Annotated in this window: 11 protein-coding genes; 4 read left to right on the forward strand and 7 right to left on the reverse strand. The window is 61.1% G+C overall.

Going from position 1 to position 17,255, the window contains the following annotated elements; genetic code table 11:
- Positions 1 to 113: 113 nt before the first annotated feature.
- The 6 genes from OXI69_01480 to OXI69_01505 form a co-directional block, all read right to left on the reverse strand.
- Positions 114 to 890, reverse strand: coding sequence for an SDR family oxidoreductase (locus OXI69_01480; protein ID MDE2664803.1), 777 nt, complete (start codon positions 888 to 890; stop codon positions 114 to 116).
- A gap of 114 nt (positions 891 to 1,004) precedes the next feature.
- Positions 1,005 to 1,997: an AEC family transporter gene (locus tag OXI69_01485; GenBank protein MDE2664804.1), complete on the reverse strand. Its 993-nt coding sequence runs from the start codon at positions 1,995 to 1,997 to the stop codon at positions 1,005 to 1,007.
- A complete protein-coding gene (locus OXI69_01490; GenBank protein MDE2664805.1) occupies positions 1,975 to 3,546 on the reverse strand; it encodes a hypothetical protein in 1,572 nt (523 codons plus the stop codon). Before OXI69_01490 ends, OXI69_01485 begins: the two co-directional genes overlap by 23 nt.
- Positions 3,543 to 6,341, reverse strand: a complete 2,799-nt coding sequence (locus tag OXI69_01495) for a PPC domain-containing protein (GenBank protein MDE2664806.1) — start codon at positions 6,339 to 6,341, stop codon at positions 3,543 to 3,545. The genes OXI69_01490 and OXI69_01495 overlap by 4 nt, the downstream gene beginning before the upstream one ends.
- 148 nt (positions 6,342 to 6,489) lie before the next feature.
- Positions 6,490 to 9,048: a DUF1553 domain-containing protein gene (locus tag OXI69_01500; GenBank protein MDE2664807.1), complete on the reverse strand. Its 2,559-nt coding sequence runs from the start codon at positions 9,046 to 9,048 to the stop codon at positions 6,490 to 6,492.
- 19 nt (positions 9,049 to 9,067) lie between these two features.
- On the reverse strand, positions 9,068 to 10,408 hold the full coding sequence (locus OXI69_01505; GenBank protein ID MDE2664808.1) for a DUF1501 domain-containing protein: 1,341 nt from the start codon (positions 10,406 to 10,408) through the stop codon (positions 9,068 to 9,070).
- 795 nt (positions 10,409 to 11,203) lie between these two features.
- On the opposite strand from OXI69_01505, the gene OXI69_01510 reads away from it, so the two are divergent.
- The 3 genes from OXI69_01510 to OXI69_01520 all read left to right on the forward strand — a co-directional run bounded on the left by OXI69_01510 (position 11,204) and on the right by OXI69_01520 (position 13,663).
- Positions 11,204 to 11,830 (forward strand): hypothetical protein, encoded by a 627-nt coding sequence (locus tag OXI69_01510; protein ID MDE2664809.1) that lies wholly within the window; start codon positions 11,204 to 11,206, stop codon positions 11,828 to 11,830.
- Positions 11,817 to 12,113, forward strand: a complete 297-nt coding sequence (locus OXI69_01515) for a transcriptional regulator (protein MDE2664810.1) — start codon at positions 11,817 to 11,819, stop codon at positions 12,111 to 12,113. The genes OXI69_01510 and OXI69_01515 overlap by 14 nt, the downstream gene beginning before the upstream one ends.
- A gap of 650 nt (positions 12,114 to 12,763) precedes the next feature.
- Positions 12,764 to 13,663, forward strand: coding sequence for a hypothetical protein (locus OXI69_01520; protein ID MDE2664811.1), 900 nt, complete (start codon positions 12,764 to 12,766; stop codon positions 13,661 to 13,663).
- Positions 13,664 to 13,686: 23 nt separating this feature from the next.
- On the opposite strand, the gene OXI69_01525 is transcribed toward OXI69_01520, so the two are convergent.
- On the reverse strand, positions 13,687 to 15,018 hold the full coding sequence (locus OXI69_01525) for a DUF1501 domain-containing protein (GenBank protein MDE2664812.1): 1,332 nt from the start codon (positions 15,016 to 15,018) through the stop codon (positions 13,687 to 13,689).
- Positions 15,019 to 15,316: 298 nt separating this feature from the next.
- Between OXI69_01525 and OXI69_01530 the strand changes: the two genes are divergently transcribed.
- The gene (locus tag OXI69_01530; protein MDE2664813.1) at positions 15,317 to 17,239 is read left to right on the forward strand and encodes a hypothetical protein; all 1,923 of its coding nucleotides are present in this window, start codon (positions 15,317 to 15,319) and stop codon (positions 17,237 to 17,239) included.
- The last annotated feature ends 16 nt before the right edge of the window (positions 17,240 to 17,255 follow it).

Genomic DNA, 17,255 nt, shown 5'->3' on the forward strand with positions numbered 1-17,255 from the left:
TGAGGGGGAGTCGCAGAAGCCGAGCCGCAGGCGAAGGCTGATGCGGAGGGGGGCATACGCGACGCCGCAAAGCTGCGGCTTCCTGAGTTACGGCGTTTGTTTCAGGTAAGCCGTCAGGCGCAATAGCCGCCGTCCAGCACGATGTTTTGCCCGGTGATGTAACGGGACGCCTCGGAGGCCAGGAAGAGCGCCACGCCCTTGATATCGTCGAATTCCGCCATTCTTCCCAGAAAGACGCGACGGTTGTACTGCGACAGAAAGGGTTCGTGAGCCACCTCCGGGTTGTAACCGCCTGGGGAAATGGCATTCACTCGAACACCGTGGGGCCCGGCCCAAGCCGCCAGGTACTTGGTGAGCCCGACGAGGCCGTGCTTGTGAAACTGGTAGTCGGGCGGGGTGGTCATGTTGGTGCCGGCATAGTTGCTGAAGTCCGGGGCGACCACTCCCTGAACGGACCCGATGTTGATGATGGTCCCCTTTTTTCTCTTCATCATGGGATCCATAAAGGCGCGGGAGATGGCAAAGAGTCCCGTGCCATTGACCTCCATCGACTGCCTCCAGTCGTCCAGTGGAGCTGCATAACTCCGCATGGAGCGTCCCACTGAGTTGTTGACCAGAATGTCGACTGAGCCCTGTTGTTCCAGCACTCGCTCACTAAAGGCCAGGATCGATTCCTCGCTTCCTTGGTCGTAACTTTCGCCGCTGGCCTTCAGTCCCCGGTCCACCAGGCTGGCCGCCCATTCCAGGCAGCGGGACTTGTTGCGAGAAGCGATGATCACGTGAGCTCCGGCTTCGGCCAAGGCTTCCGACATGGGAGTTCCATAGAGTCCGGTGCCCCCGGTGACGATGGCCGTGCAATCGGAAAGATCGAACAACTCGCGAACGTGCATGGTATTTCTCCTGGGGGATGAGATTGCGTGACGGTGAAACCGGGTCGTTCGAGGATGATGCGCCCGGGACGACAGCTATCATACTCCTGTAGTCGCTTCCTTAACCCGCATTTCTCAGCGGACCAGCACCAGCACCAGGGAAAGGGTCAGGATGCTGGACAGCGTGGAGAAGAGTACCGCTCTTGAGACGAAAGCGACGTTACTGCCGAGTTCTCGAGCGAAAACGATCGGCATGATCGCCGTAGGCATGCTTGCCTGCAGCACCACCACCTGACCCAGCAAGCCTCCCAAGCCAACCAGGGACGCGGCCCACCAGGCCCAAAGGGGACCGACCAGTAGTCTGAGAGCGACCACGCCCCAGGTGTCGGGATGGTTGATCCGAAGCGGGATGCGGCCCACCTCCATTCCGATGGTGATCAACAATACCGGAATTCCCGCCCTGCCTAGGATGTCGACCGGCTCGAAGACGGAGGCCGGCAGGGGGATTTCAAAGGCGCGTAGGAACAGCGCAGCCAGAATGGCGTAGGGAACCGGCATCCGGGCCAGCTTCCAAAGAGATTGCCGGGTTCCGTGCACGCCCCTGGCAGCCAGAAACAAGCCACAGGTGTTGTGCGGCAAAGAGTTGGTTGCCACCAGGACAGCGGCCAGGCGCAGTCCTTCCTCGCCGAAGGCAAACAGCACGAAGGGGAATCCCAGGGTGACGGCGTTGAAGAAGGTTGCCGCCATGACGGCGGCGCCGGTGGCGGGCCCGTCCATACGGCGAAGCCTGGCATAAATCCATCCCAGCAGAGCCATGCCCGACAGGACCAGAAATACGAACGCAACCACTTGTCCCGCCTGCGCCAGGGTGACCTCCACCTTCATGAGGGAAGAGAAGAGTAGTGCAGGCGACAGGATGTAGAGACATAAACGGCTCAGACTGCGGAGCTCGAAGTGCAGCAGCCGGTCGGTGAGAGCTCCCAGTCCGGCAAAGAAAATGGGGGGTAGCAGGGCATCCGCGAAGGTGCGGCCCACTGCAACCAGAAACGAGGTGATCATGGAGTCGGCGTGGAATGAAACGCAACGGAATGCCGGACCGTGCAGACTACTTCCCGGAAGGGCCGTCAACGGGTTCCGCCTCCGGCTCAAGCACGAATAGCGGCTGCAGGCCGGGAGAACGCCAGACCAGCAGGCGACCGTCCTGGTCTCCCGCCACGACCGTCCGACCATCCCTGCTCACTGCCGACACGTGGACGAAGGAGGACACGCCGCCAAGCCGTCGTTCCCCCAAGCGTACGATGGGATCTCCTGAACTGATCAACAATCGGTCGCTGTCGGCAATGAAGCTCAGGGAAGTGATCTCTTTCTCGTAGCCGCCGAGGGTCTGTTTCTGTTCGCCCGTTTCAAAATCCCAAAGCTTGACGTCGCCATCGGCGCCGCAGGTGGCCAGAATCTTGCCGTCTGCTTTCCAGGCCACGTCCAGAACATGGTGGGTGTGTCCCTCAAGGGTCTTGGCCAATTGGCGGCTCTCGACCTCAAAGACTCTGGCAAATCGGTCGGTGGAGGCGGTAGCCAGATAGCGGCCGTCCGGTGAGAACTCGATTCCGAGGATGGTGTCGATGTGCGCATCGGGAACCTCTCCCGCGAGTTCCCCATTCTCCGCGCGCCAGATCTTGAGTTCGCCGCTTCTGGACGGGTCTCCACTTCCGGTTGCCAGCAGTTGGCCATCGGGACTGAAGGCCAATGCCGTTACCCTTCCCATGGGCCCGGATGAATCTTGCGCCGATCCGACCACCCGCTCCAAGACCCAGGACAATTCCTGTTTGTTCTGGCTTGGTTCGGTCGGGCTTGGAACCGGACCTGACATCTGCAAACGCCAGAATTTCAAGGTCCTGTAGCCTCCAGAAACCAGGAGATCACCCTTGGGACTGAAGGCCAGCGAGTGAACCATGTCCAGGTGGCTGACCCCCGGCTCCGCATAGAGGCTGCCCGGGTTCAATGAGGGGTCGGTGAGTCGTGCCGCCAGTCGGCCAGAGGCCAGGTGGTAAACGAGAATCCTGTTGGAGCGTCCGCAGGCGGCGTAGTTGCCATCAGGACTGATGGCGGCGCTGTAGACAGGATTCAAGGTTGCCGGAATGACCTTCCAATTCAATTGGGGCAAGAGGCTGGTCGGGTCGCCTGCCCGGGCACCCTGATCGATCCAGAGTTTAAGGAGCCCAAGCTCTTCGGAGGTGAGGGGCGCAGCCTCGGCGGCATTCCCCTCAGGCGGCATAAAGGGTTGGCGGATATGAGCGGCCACCTGGAGCAGCAGACTGTCGGCGCCGTTGCCTGGAACGACCAGCGGTTCTGCTCGATCGCCGGAGAGAATCAGCTGCCTGTCTTCCAGAACCACTTTTCCGAGAGCCAGGCTCTTGCTGTGACAGGCCAGGCATTTGGCCTGAAAAATCGGAAGGAGATCCCTGTTGAAGCTGACAGGTTCCTGCCTGTCCGGGACCGAAATGGGAATGGATCCGTCCCGAGCCCCATCCTTGTCCTGGTCGAGTTGAGCCCGGACAGGGGCGGCCGCGACGGTCGCCAGCAAAGTCAGCCAAAGAATCACCGGATGTCCCGGCGCCGGCAGTTCGGGCCGGCGTCTGGCCCGGCGGCCGGAATGGAGGGTCTTGAGGAACCGCTTCATGGACGGTGTCTGAGAGAGGTCTCCTGCAGGACGGGTTGCACCCGGATCGTCAGCGGCTCTTCCACCTGAATTTCCTGCTCGTTCAGTTGAAGCGTTGCTTGGAGCTTGAGCGGATAATCGCCGGGATCCAGATCGGCAGCCAGCCGGACAAGCAGGGCGGAGGTCGTCTCGCCTTTCGGAATGGTTACCGACTCGGCCTCGATCCCGACGATGTGGATGGGAACTTTGAGACCGATCTCAACCGGGTCGGCGTAGTTGAACAGGCGCTTGATGGAAAGGGGCAATTCCAGGTTGGTCCCGGCTTGAGAGTGCCACAGCCTCTCCTTTCCAGTCAGGAGAATGGGAGACGGATGGATGGTCAAATCCAGAGCTCTGGAATGAGCAGCCATCCTGACTTTTCGAGGGGATGCCTTGGCAATCGCCTCTTGCAAGCGCTTCTCGGCCGCCCTGCGCGCCCGCTCGGCCTCCTTGGCTTGGGCGGCCGCATCCGCCTCGGATTGGGGAGTTGTCTTCCCGGTGCTTCTTCCCGCCACAACCGTTTTCCGTTCGGACAGTTGTTGTAACCTCATCGTTTCCCGACGGGCATGAGCCACCCCTTCGGGTTGGTTGCGATAGGTGACCTGTCCCACTGCCACCGTCGAAAAAGTGTACTTTCCGGGCTTGAACTCGTTCCCCCGCTTGGTGACCTTGTAGACGAGCGTTCCCTCGCTGCTCTCATCGTCCACAACCAGCTTGGTGGTGCCCTCCCTCAGTCCGTCAAGCGTTCCCAGGCGCAGCTTCAACTCGCCCGGCAGAAGGGGGCGGCGAGCGAGCTGAAAGGGGATTTTCAGATTGCCTTCCAGAGGGACGTCCCACGCCTGCTTTTGGATCCGGAACTCTGGAAGCTGAGGGGCCAACTCGTTTCGGCTCACGGCCAGGGTCCGATTCCGCACCAGCCGGGATTGCGCGCCTGCCCGTCTCAGCGAGCCGGAGTTCCAGACCAGGGTAGCGTGGCGCGCCTGACGCTCAACCGCCCGGCCATCGATCCTTGCCCTGCCGATCACCTCCACGGCCCCGGTCCAACCCGCCGCCTCGGGAGACGCCTCGAAGTACAGGTAGGTTCCGTTGCTCTTTTCCAGGATGGTTGCTCCCGGGAAGCTGATCCCGGGGGGCAACCCCTTGACCTCGAGATCGATCCTGCCCTCGAATCCGTCGCGCCGGATGGCCATGACGTTCATGCGGGTCTTCCCTCCCAGCCGCACCAGGGGTTCCCAGATGATGCCGTCGTCGTTGGAGCCTCCGGGATCGTCGGTAGCCACCAACAGGCGGAAATCGGGATCGGAATGGCGAATCGACAGCCGGTAGAGTTGGGAGGGGCGGCTCTCCCGTGTGGCCGCCAAATCGTGAATCTTGAGCCGGTAGGCGCCGTCGTGCTCGGCCTTGAATCGAAAGACCGGGTCGCGGCTTCCGGTGTTATAGCGCTCGTCTCCGAGAAAAGTGTTGTCATCGTCCAATCGCGCCACCAACTCCGGCTGCTCCAAGCCATTGCCATCGACGGACAACCTCTGCAGCACCACTACGGGATCGGTGGGCAGACCCAGCCGATGTGAGAACACTTCAATCCAGTAGCTGGCGCCCTTCTCGGCTTCAAAGACAAACCAGTCCTGGTCTGCCTGGGGGAAGAACTGCCCCTGGATCTCGCAGGGCAGCGAAACCCTCTGGGCCGAATGGGGCTGATTGTTGGGTTCCAGTTCGCTGACCAGGGGAGCCGTGGCAAAACCAAGGCTGGCGGAGTTCGAGACTCCTTCGGGCGAGTTCAATCGGAAGTCGATGCCTCCCGCCACAACCTGTCTCGGTTCCAGGAAGGAGTTGACAGGCAGGAGATGAGCATCCTGGGGAAGAGTGATTTCGACGGTTTTCTCCTCCAGGGGCACCCCTTGGGGGTTGAGCACGGAGGAGGTTTTGCCGCCCGGGAGATTTTGCCCGTAAACCACGTAGGATTGACGACTCCCCGGCCGGCCGGCCGGCGGAAAGATGTATGCGATATGCGGTTGGGTTCCCACCGAGAGGCGATAGGCATATTCGGGACCGCCTCGATAGAGGTAGTCGTAAATCTTGACGACGTACTCTCCGGCAGCAGGGGCCGTGAAGTCCAGGAACGGGTCGAGGCGGTAGGTGTCCCGATCGCTCATGAGCTCTCTACCGGAGGCGTCGCAGAGCACCAGGGTCGCATCCATCTTGGAGTCTAATCGCTGGGCCAGCACTTTCAGCACGATGCGCTGTCCCTGCTCGGCTTCGAATGTGAAATAGTCGGCTACGCCTTCGTTGCTACGGCCGTTTACGGTCACACCCAAAGGAATCCGCCGGGACTTTGGCAGCGTGTGGTTGTCGTCCTCCGAGAGCACCTCTTCCTGATCTCCGACCATAAAGGCTCGAGCGTTGGAAATCCCGAAGTGCCCGGCCAGGCGCAACTCGTAGACTCCCGGGGGCACGTCGGGGGCAATGGTGACCTTGAACTTGCCGGGAACGGGCCGTGGAGTCGGCTCGAGCCAGGTGCTCTCTCTCATCAGCGGGGAGCCGGTAATTCCCGGGTGGGAAAAGAGGAGGCGGTCGACGCCGTCCATGTTGCTGCCGGAGACGGTGACCTCAACGGTCGAGGCCTGTTTCCCACCGGAAGGGAAAGCCGTCATAAGCCGCAGAAACGGCATTTGGCCCCAAGCGGGGATGCCCGCCAACTGCCAGAGTCCGGCGGCTCCCAGCAACACCAACGCCACCGACCGCAGCTTCGCAGCAGTGTTTGAAGTCCTGTGTTTCATGGAGATTTCTCCCCCTCCGGGTGCGAGTGGCTCGCTCCTCCACCGGAACCGGTCACATCGGGAACCCTCCCGCGGATTGGATGCTCCCACCCCAAGTCAACCGGTTCGGCAACCTCCTCAGCCGCTCGGGTGCGAACTCGGCTAGTGGTCAATGGTTGAAAAGGAACTCTTTGGTGTTGAGCAGAGCCCAGAGGGTGTCCTGATAGGCCTCTTGCAACCGGCTCCGCGAGGCAGCGGCAGCGTCCGACACTTGAGTCTTTTTCCGTATGTAGCCCAATGCGAGCTCCATTTCCGGCTCTTCTGGCAAGCGCGACAGGGCCCACAGATAGAGTTCCCGTATCTTTTCTTCGTCGGTCAGGCTGGAATCGTTGGCCAGGCGGATGGCCCGTCCCCGCGGGTCGCTGACCCTCTCGTGGATCTTGCGAGAATTCAACAGGTGGAGGCTCTGGGCCAGGTTGGCGTCATGGGTTCGCTCGGACTCGGAGGCGCTGGCATTGTTGGGTCGGCCGAACAGCGTCAGGAAATAGGAGTCGGCGTTGAAGCTGTCGTCGGGTAGCTGCACGGCCCGCGTCCCGATGGGCTGACCGGGGAATTGGGTCGGCACGTCGGTCACCTGGTCGATTGCGTCCAGCAGGACCTCGGCCGTCAACCGCTTGGGGTAGTACCTGGAGAAGTTCTGACTGTCATCCGCGTTTCGCCCATTGGGATGGGAACTGCGCTGATAGGTCCGGGATTGACAGATCGTCCGGATCAGCTCCTTCAGGTCGAAGCCGCTTTGGATGAAATGGCCGGCCAGAGCGTCCAGCAAGTCCGGATTGGTGGCGGGGTTGGTGCCTCTCATGTCGTCTTCCGGTTCGACCAGGCCCCGTCCCATGAAATGCTTCCAGTAACGGTTCACCAGCATGCGGGCAAAGAAGGGATTGTCCTTGTCGGCCATCCAGTCGGCCAGAACCTGCCGAGGGTCCTGCTCTGGGGAAATGTCGAAGGCGCTCGTACCCAGTCCCGTGGGCATCACCGGCAGCTTGGTCTTGGGATTGATGGCGGCTGCCGTTCCGCGGTCATGGAAAATGACTTCCTCCCCGGCCTGAGTTCCCGGCTTTCGCGCCAGACGAGAGAAGAAAGCGGCAAATCCGTAGTAGTCCTGCTGGCTCCATTGTTCGTAGGGATGGTGATGGCAGCGGGCGCACTGCAGCCGAACGCCCAGATAGATCTGGGCCGCGTCCTGAACCTGGTCTTCGATGCTCTTGACTTCCCGGAACCAGGTCACGGCCGGATTGCGGCCAATCTCCCCGGTAGCCGTAACGATCTCTCGCATCCACTGGTCGTAGGGCTTGTTTTCCAGGAGGCTCCGGCGGATCCAGGCGTGGAACAGAAAATTGCCCCGGGTGGATCGCTCGTCCCGTCGTTTGTTGCGGAGAATGGCGCTCCACTTGTTGGCGAAATAGTCGGCGTAGTCCGGACTCGCCAGCAACTGATCGACCCATTTCCGGCGCTTGTCGGGGTCCGGATCCGCCAGAAACTCTCTGGCCTGACCAGGGGTGGGCAGGCGCCCCGTGATGTCGATGGATGTGCGGCGCAGAAAGGTGGCGTCGTCGCAGGGTTTCGAAGGCGGCAGCTCCAGAGTCCGGAGTTTGCTGAGCACCCAACGGTCGATAAAACTTTCTGGCGGCTCCCCTTCCAGCACCCGACCGCCGTAGGGGACCGTCACTCGAAAGACCGCCACCTGGTCCTGGAATCGGACCATGACTGCCGATTGACCGGCCCGTTCCCCGACCCGCACCAGGCCCGAAGGGCTTACCTCTGCCAGCTCTTTCTGGTTGGACTCATACTGGCAAAGGCGGGTCACATCTTTGCTGGAACCGTCCGAATAGGTTGCCGTTACCAGGAGCTGCTGCTCCTGTCGGCGAGACATCAGTCGATGGGCCGGGAGAACCTGGATTCCCACCACGCCGGCGTCATTGGGCCCCCCGTAAGGCATGCCTTGCCTGATCCAGCGCGAGAGCAGGTCGAAGGCCGGAGAGTTCCGCTCAACCCGAAGCCCGCCGCCGTGAGGGACCGACCCCGTTGCCTTGAGCAGGAGCAGGCTCCGCTCCGGTGCGGCTGGAAACAGGCGGCGTCCCCGTCCCTCAATCACCAGAAACTCGAAGTCTTCCTGGGGTTCGAAGCCGAACAGCGACAATCTGAAGCCGTTTTGACCCGAGGCCTTGCCGTGGCAACCGCCGCTGTTGCATCCCGATTTGGTAAAGATGGGAACAATCTCGTTGGGGAAATTGACACGTCTCGAATGCCCGATCTCTCGAACGGAAAGGCGGGTGACGGCACTGGGTCCCTGGTTGACCCCGGCCGTTACCCGAACCGATCCGTTGGCCAAGGGCGTTACAAATCCGGTCGTGTCGATGGAGACGATTCCGGCGGGTCGGGACTCGTAATGGACTTGGCGGGTGTAGTCCACCAGTTGCCCATCACTCAGGCGGCCCGTCACCAGGAGCTGCTGTCTTGCCTCCGATCCGCGCAGCCATGCCACCGCGTCGGGATCGGTCGAACCGGGCCGACCGGTCTCCAGGGTCAAGGCTACCAGCGGGTTGGCATCGGAAGCAGGGGTGGACTGAGGGGACTGGCTCCGTGCGGGAACAACCAGGAGAAGCAGAACCGATGCCAAGCTCAGGCTGGTGACCCGGGGAAGGCTCGACCGAGGAATGGTCACCATTGCTAACCCACCTTTGTAGTCAGATCAGTTCCGGCATGGGCATATGGCCGTCGACCAGGTAGTGTGGCCGATCGTTCAGATCGGTGAGATGGGTCCTGGCGGCGTCAATGCCCAGATTGTGGTAGAGCGTGGCAAAGATTTCCTGAACGTGGACCGGTCTTTCCTTGGGTTCCTCACCCAGTCGATTGGTGGAGCCGATGGCTTGGCCGGCCCGCATCCCACCGCCGGCCATCAGGGCACAGGAGTTGCGCGGCCAGTGGTCGCGGCCGGCATCCTTGTTGATCTTGGGAGTTCGGCCGAACTCGCCCCAGGCGATGACCGAGACATCCTTGTCGAGTCCGCGCTGGTGCAGGTCTTCCACCAGGGCGCTGACTCCCTGGTCGAAGGCCGGAAGGTAGTAGCGCCCGTTCTTGAAGTTGGTGCTGTGCCAATCCCAGTAGCCAAAGCTCACCGTCACGCAGCGGACACCCGCCTCCACCAGTCGGCGAGCCACCACGAACTGGTCCATGTGCATGGGAGCGGCGTCTCGTTCCAGTCTCGGAGAACCTCTGCCGTAGCGGTCGCGGAGCTTGGAACTCTCCTGCTCCACATCCAGCGCCTTCAGCAGCCGGCTGGAGGTCAGGACATCGAAGGCCTGCTCCTGGAAGCTGTCCAGACCCTCCATCAAGCCGGTCCGGTCCACGTCGCGCCGGAAGCGGTCGAAGCTCTGCAGCAACTGCCTGCGGTCCGAAAGACGTTCCAGGCTGATCCCGTTCAGGGTCATGTCGTTTCTGATGTCCCCCTGCGGCTTGAAGGGAGTGTGGGCCACACCCAGAAAACTGGGTCGGCCGAAGTTGTATTCGCTGTGGCGGGACTTGTGGGACAGGTTGACGTAGGGCGGAATGGCGGGATCGGTGGGGCCCTTCAGCTTGGAAAGTACCGATCCCAGTTCCGGCCAGCCTCCCGGGGGAGGGTTGCCCCGGCGGCCGCTGATACGCCCGGTCATGCATTGATAGGAGGAGTGTGAATTCTCGGCTCCAACCACGGTCCTCACCAGCACCAGCTTGTCCATGGTCTTGGCCAGGTTAGGCAGGTGCTCGCAGATGTGGATTCCCGGGACGTTGGTCTTGATGGCCTGAAACTCGCCGCGGATCTCGGAGGGAGCATCGGGCTTGAGTTCGTACATGTCCTGGTGCGGGGGCCCGCCCGGCATGTAAATCATGATGATGGCCTTGTCGGACCTGCCCAGGCCGGACTGCTTTTCCGCCTGGAGCAGCTGGGGCATGGTCAGCCCACCCATTCCCAGCGCGCCGATCTGGATGAAGTTTCGCCGCGACATGCCGTCGCACATCCGGTGGCCTTTCCCGTAGATGGTCAACATTGCTCTCAGCCTCCTCCAGACGATTGCCTGATCCGAGCCATTGAATGCGGTGCCCGTTAATGTACCACTTCCGAGTCTGAAGTGTAAAGACGCTATCGCCGCAGAAGGGAACAGGCCTCATTGATGAGTTGCTTCCGCACACTACGTGAAACAACAGAAAAAAAGAGTGATCCACGAAGTTACACGAAGGGGTTGGAGAAGGCTCGAGAGGAATGCGCCAAAGGTTGGCAAGGGGGTCAACGAAGGATACAAGGGACAAAAGGGATCTGTCCGCGAAGGGACTGCAAGGACCGCGACCGAGCCAGTGGGGGGGCAGTTCCCACCGCATCGTGATTTGCAGGGGTTATTAACATCGATGCACAGGATGCACAGGATTTTTTTCAGGAAACGGCTGGCCTTCAATGCCGGAAATCCGCAAATCCGCATCGGATAGTCGCCCGATCTGCCTTCTGGTGCAGGAAACTCTCGTCCTGTTAATCCTGTGCATCGATGTTAATTGAGCCTTTCGCAAAATTCGGCAGCGGGACGTTTGCCGGAAATGGCCACAAAAGGCACAAAAACACAACTTGTGACTTTTGTGCTTTTTGTGGTCAGACAGCATTTTTAGCCAAGTCGCACCCGATATCGAAAAAGGCAGAACCTGGGGTTTGGCGGCAAGATGACCTGCCCGCTGCGAACTTTGCAAGAAGCTCTATTGAAATTAAGTTCTTGACATAGACTAGTCTGAATAACAGACTAATAACATGTATCAACGAGAGCAAAGCTGTCGATAGCAGGGATTAGGAGGGAGCAGTGATGAACACCGAAATCGCTAGTAACGATTTGATGTATATCCGGGAGGTGTTGGAGCGCACGCACCGTAGCATCGACCAGAGTGCATGGCCATTTGTCTTGTGGGGAACAATTGTTCTCTTCTGGTATCCGATCCACAATTTGATGTTTCTGAACGTACTTCCGAACTGGTGGCGGCAACTCCTGATCGTCGCTTTGGTTGTAGGCTTTGCTGGCATGATTTTGATTGCGCGATGTATGAAGCGGCGACCGGGTTACGTCGTAGGGGAGAAGACGTTTGTTGGCCAGCAAATTACGAAGATCTGCTCGTGGTATGTCGGGGCGGCCGTACTGCTAAGTGTCCTTGGGCCGAGTTCGGGGATCATCCCGGGCCCGCAGGTCCCGGTTGTTTGGGGATTTGCTTACGCTCACATGGTCTTTGGTGTCGGTGTGTCCACTGATTCGCGCCAGTATCTGGTAAGTGCGGCTGCGATATTTGCAGGTTCGTTGTTGGCCATGGCATTTACCCAGTTCAATGGTCTTATCCTGGGTCCGTGTATGGGGCTTGGCATGTTGGTTCCCGGCGTCACTTCCATGCGTCGCGCGAAAAGACGGATGTTGGCGGAAGAGAATAGTGGTGACAAAGCCTGAATTCGACCCTGCCTTTCTTTCTCAGGCGCGACTGGGGATCATCTCCGTTCTGATCACGGTCGAGGAAGCCACCTTCCCGGAGCTCAAGGGCCTGTTGAGGCTGACCCAGGGAAACCTCGGGGCTCACTTGCGCTGGCTGGAGGAAGCGCGATACGTGTCCGTGCGCAAGGAGTTTGTCGGGCGCAAGCCACGCACCACCGCATCCCTGACGGAAGCGGGCCGCGCCGCCTTCAAAAGACACATCGCAACATTGGAAGCCATCCTGAGGAACGGAGAGAGGTAGACCCTGAACCCTAGCCCGCAATTCTCACCAGGCCGCTGAGCATACGGTAGAAGGATGTTCGTCCTTGACATCTTGCAGCACTTTGTTTGGGGTCTTCAGTGTACAGACGGTGCTGGGAGCGCCCTGGCTTGTCCTTTTCCCCTCAGCGCATCCATGCTCGCTCGACCGTAGTGACCGCTACGCTCTTCGCTCCCGAGCACGCGCTGAGGGGAAAATGCCTGCGCCATGACCACGCCCCCTGGTGAGAATTGCGGGCTAGCGGCCAGGCCGGGTTCTGTTCCTGCCAGGCTCTTCCTTCGGGGCATGCTTTGATCCAGCTAAATGCCCCGTCCAGGGTTGACGCGGTTGCCGGAATCGGTCAGAATCCGTTCATATCGTTTCAACATCCGTTCAGGCTTTACGTCATGCCGCCCCGCATGGGGGCGGTTGCAGGCTCTCGGACTTGGCCCGCATTGTCTCGGCGGCGCGCTGGCGATGGAGGGAAGTAGCTTGTTTTCAGTATTTTGCCAGCATTATTGTCCCGCCAGGGTGTCTTCAAGGGTTCGCATGCCGGGACAGCCCATGCAGCCTGCAGGCCCGTCGGTCTCACCTTGTACGCCTCATGGAACCGGTAGAGGCTCATCCCCAGTCGTTATGGAAGGAGTTGACCAATGAGAGTTCCTACGTCTTTCCACCCGTGCCTCAGTGCCAGTCTGATTGCAATCGTCTGTCTGGCGGCCGCCGGCTGCAGCCAGGAGCCTCAGGTCGACCGGAACACCCCGGAGTATCTTTTTTCCGAGGTGAATAGGGCCGTGGCGGACGGGCGTTTCGAAAAGGCGCTCAGTTCCTCGGGCGCTCTGCAGGCGAAGTTTCCCAAGAGTGAACAGGCCGCCAAAGCCCGGCTTCTGAACATCGTCCTGCTGGTGGGCCAAAGCGACGGGTACCGCAGCATTGCGGATGCCTACCTGGCCGGCATGGAAGCGGACCCCAAGCAATACGGCACGCTGCGCTCCACGGCCTTCAACTATCTCCGCAAGCGAAAGAGCGTGGCGCTGGTCCTGTATCAGGCCTGCGACCGCTTTCTCAAGAGGCATTCGCCGGAATCCACCTATGCCCTGGAGTCCTCCTGGCCGGTGGACGAGTCCGAGCAGGGGCCTGACCAGTTGGAGGAGGTGAGGAGCGGCAATTTGCTTGATTCGGAGCAGCAGGAGGAGGTCGAGGTCGTCGAGCTTCCCAAGGGAGTCGCCCGAACCTTGGCCAGGTTTGTGGGGTCGGAGCAGGACCTGGCCCAGGCCCGGACGACCCTGGAGCAGGGATCGGTGGACCTGGTTCCGAGCGGGGTGCTAGTGACGTTGACACAGTGTCTGCTGGACAACCAGAAGTTGTTTGGCCGGGAGGGACTGAGCGAGCACAAGAACTATGCGCTATTCGTGGTAAAAGCGGCGGAGTCGCTCAAACTGGCGCTCAAAACTTTGCAGGACAGCCCCGATGAGGCCATTCAGGCCAAGGCGGATGAGCTGCAGGCCCAGATCGATGCGCTGTATGGAAGGAAAACCGGCGACAAGAGCTGAACTACGGTCGATCGCCGAGTGTGTCAGATGACTTCCGGCAAGGGGCGATAGCCGTCGACCAGGTAGTGCGGCCGGTCGTTCAGATCGGTGACCTGGGTCCTGGCGGCGTCGATGCCCAGGTTGTGGTAGAGGGTGGCGAAGACTTCCTGAAAGTGAATCGGCCGCTCCTTGGGTTCTTCTCCCAGTCGATTGGTGGTCCCGATCGCCTGTCCGGTGCGCATGCCCCCGCCCGCCATCAGCGCGCAGGATACCCGCGGCCAGTGGTCCCGCCCCCCATCCTTGTTGATTTTGGGAGTGCGGCCGAACTCGCCCCAGGCAATCACGGTGACGTCCTTGTCCAGCCCGCGTTGATGCAGATCCTCCACCAGGGCGCTGACCCCCTGGTCGAAGGGTGGCAGGTTGTCCCGGCCCCTCTTGAAATTGCCGCCGTGCCAATCCCAAAAGCTGAAGCTGACGGTGACGCAGCGAACTCCGGCCTCCACCAGCCTGCGCGCCAGGAGGAACTGCCCCATCAGTCGCGGGGCGGCGTCCCCCTGATGCTGCGGGGTCCCCTCTCCGTAGCGTTCGCGGATGCGTGGATCTTCCTTCTCCAGATCCAGGGCTTCCAGGAGCCGGCTGGAGGTTAGAACGTCGAAGGCCTGCTGGTTGAAGGCATCCAGGCCTTCCATCCCACCGCTCCGGTCGGTATCCCGCCGGAAGCGGTCGAAGCTTTGAAGCAACGCCCGGCGGTCCGACAGCCGTTCCAGGCTGATCCCTTGAAGGGTCATGTCGCTGAGGGTATCGCCCTCGGGGCGGAATGGCGTGTGTGCCACTCCCAGGAAGCTGGGGTGTCCGAAATTGTAGGGCTTGTGCCTCATCTTGGGGGTGAGATTCACGTAGGGAGGCACGGCCGGATGGGTGGACCCCTCCAGCTTGGAGATGACCGAACCGATCTCGGGCCACCCGCCGGGGGGCGGGTCGTCCTTCAGGCGTCCGGTCATGCACTGATGGGACGAGTGGCGGTTCTTGGCCCCCACGATGGTTCGCAGGAGCGCCAGCTTGTCGGTCATCTTGGCCAGGCGGGGAAGATGCTCGCAGATCTGAATTCCGGAAACGTTGGTGGGGATGGGCTTGAACTCCCCGCGAATCTCCGAGGGTGCCTCCATTTTGAGCTCGAACATGTCCTGGTGCGGCGGGCCGCCGGGGAGATAGATCATGATGATGGCTTTGCTGGATTTGCCGACACCGGCGTGGCGCTCGGCGCGCAACAGTTGCGGCATGGAGAGTCCTCCCATGCCCAAGGCCCCGATCTTGATGAAGTTGCGTCGGTGGATACCGTCGCAAAGCCGCTGCTTTTGTCCATGGATGGTGAGCATTGTCCGTTGCCCCCGTTCCCCGAGTTGCGATGCAGCCAGGGTGAGTGGTTCTCCAAGTGTGGCCTGGAGATCAATTGCCGATGATTTAGGGAAATTTACCACTTGCACTGAGAATTTGTAAAGGATTTGCGAATATTCGCAGGTTCCTTGTCGGCCAGTCTCCGAGGTAGCGTGAACCTGCCAATCCGATCGCCGGGATGTTGTACAATGCGGCCCGAAGGAATGATGAATGATGAGTGGATGAATGATGAATCGTTTTAGTTTCCGGTGTTTCGGCGTTTTCACACTCGTGACCAGTATGGCCGTCAGTTCGTCTGCCTCTGAGGCGGCGACCGAGCCTTCGGCGCCTCGGGGGCCCTTTGGCGCCAACGTCACCTGTCTGGCTGTCGATCCGGAAGATTCCCGGAGGCTCTACCTGGGGACCGCTCGAGGAAGCCTGTTCACCAGCAGCGACGGGGGCCAAAGCTGGGAACGCGGCGCCAGTGGGTTGACCGGGAGTGGGGTCGAGGCTCTGGTGGTGGCTCCTTCGAATCCTCGAATTCTCTACATCGGAACCGCGTCCGGAGCGGTTTTCAGGAGTTCGGACCGGGGTGTCTCCTGGACCGCCCGATTTCACGGGTTGCCCGGTCGGGCTGTCAAGGCTCTGCTGGTCCATCCCCGCAAGGGCTCCATCGCCTACGCGGGCACTTTCGGCGGGGGTGTGTTCAAGACGAGCAACGGCGGGAGAACCTGGAAGGCAAGCAACCGGGGACTGGCCGGAAGTCAGGTGGAAGTCCTGGCCATGGATCCGCGGGAGCCCCGGACCCTTTACGCCGGCACCCACCGCAAGGGCCTCTTCAAGAGCCTGGACGGAGGAAAAACCTGGAACAGCAGTGGATTGAACGATCGTTGGATTACGGCGGCGGTGGTGGATCGTGACGATCCGGCGGTCCTCTATGTCAGCACCGACGACAACCTGGGCGGCATGGTCTACCGGAGTCCGGATGGCGGGGAAAACTGGAGGCTGGTCAAGAAAGGCGCTGTTGTCCTCGACCTGGCCCTGATCGGATCGGGTCCGGCAGCCCCATTTGCCGGCACCCTGAACGAGGGATTGCTGAAGACGGCTGACGGGGGCGAGAAGTGGAAGAAGATCCACGGGGGGCTGCCCGATCTTTTTCCGGTGACGGCCCTGGCCGCCCTTGCTGACGACGGCTCCACCCTGCTGGCGGGTACGGCGGGCGGGGGTGTTTTCCTGAGCACTGACGGAGGCAACGATTGGAAGGCCTCGAATCAAGGGCTGACCGATGTCCTGGTGCAAGCCCTGGCGTTCGATCCCGCCAATCCCGACCAGGTCTACGCGGGCACGCTGGATTCCGGCATTTTCAAGAGTTCCGACGGTGGCCTCAAATGGGAACCCGGTAACCAGGGTCTCACAGAGTCCCGGGTGGAGACCCTCCTGATCCATCCCTCCGACGCCGGCCACGTCTACGCCGGCACTTTTGGCGGCGGGGTCTTCAAGAGCATCAACGGGGGAACCAGTTGGACCGCGGCCAACCGAGGATTGCCGCCGCTGAGCCTGGTTCGGTCGCTGCTGGCGGATCCTGCCAGGTCTTCCGTGCTTTATGCCGCGGTCGATGGGGAGGGCGTTTTCAAAACCGAGGATGCCGCCTCTTCCTGGGAGTCGGTCAACCGAGGACTTACGGAAAAGAGTGTACGGGCTCTTGCCATGGACCCGGTTGCGGCCAGCACCCTTTACGCGGCCACCGACGGCTCTGGAGTGTTCAAATCGGTCGACGGTGGAGAGACCTGGAAGGGTGATGCCCAGGGGTTGCCCGGCCTCATGATCGATGCTCTGGCAGTCGGTCCGCCCCCTTCCCGCATCCTGTACGCAGGCTCTTACGGGGATGGGGTGTTCATGAGCAGCGACGAAGGGGAGACCTGGTCGCCCGCCAACCGGGGATTGCCGCCATTTCCGGTGGTGCGGGCCCTGCTCGTCGATCCTTCGAAGCCGTCCATTCTCTACGCGGCCCTGCGCCGCGGTCTCTTCAGGAGTCTGGACGGTGGCTCGAACTGGGAGGTGCTGGAATCGGTCCGGCACGGTCGGGGAGTGACCGGCTTCACTGCAGGCCGGCTCCACACCCTGGTCCTGGCCGGATCCGGGCCGGTCCGTCTCTTTGCCGGGACCTCGATGGGAGTGCTGCAAATGACACCAGGGATCCAACCGCAAGGTGGTCCCGACTAACCTGATCAAGGGAGGC

Source organism: Acidobacteriota bacterium, assembly GCA_028875575.1.
Lineage (GTDB): Bacteria > Acidobacteriota > Terriglobia > Versatilivoradales > Versatilivoraceae > Versatilivorator.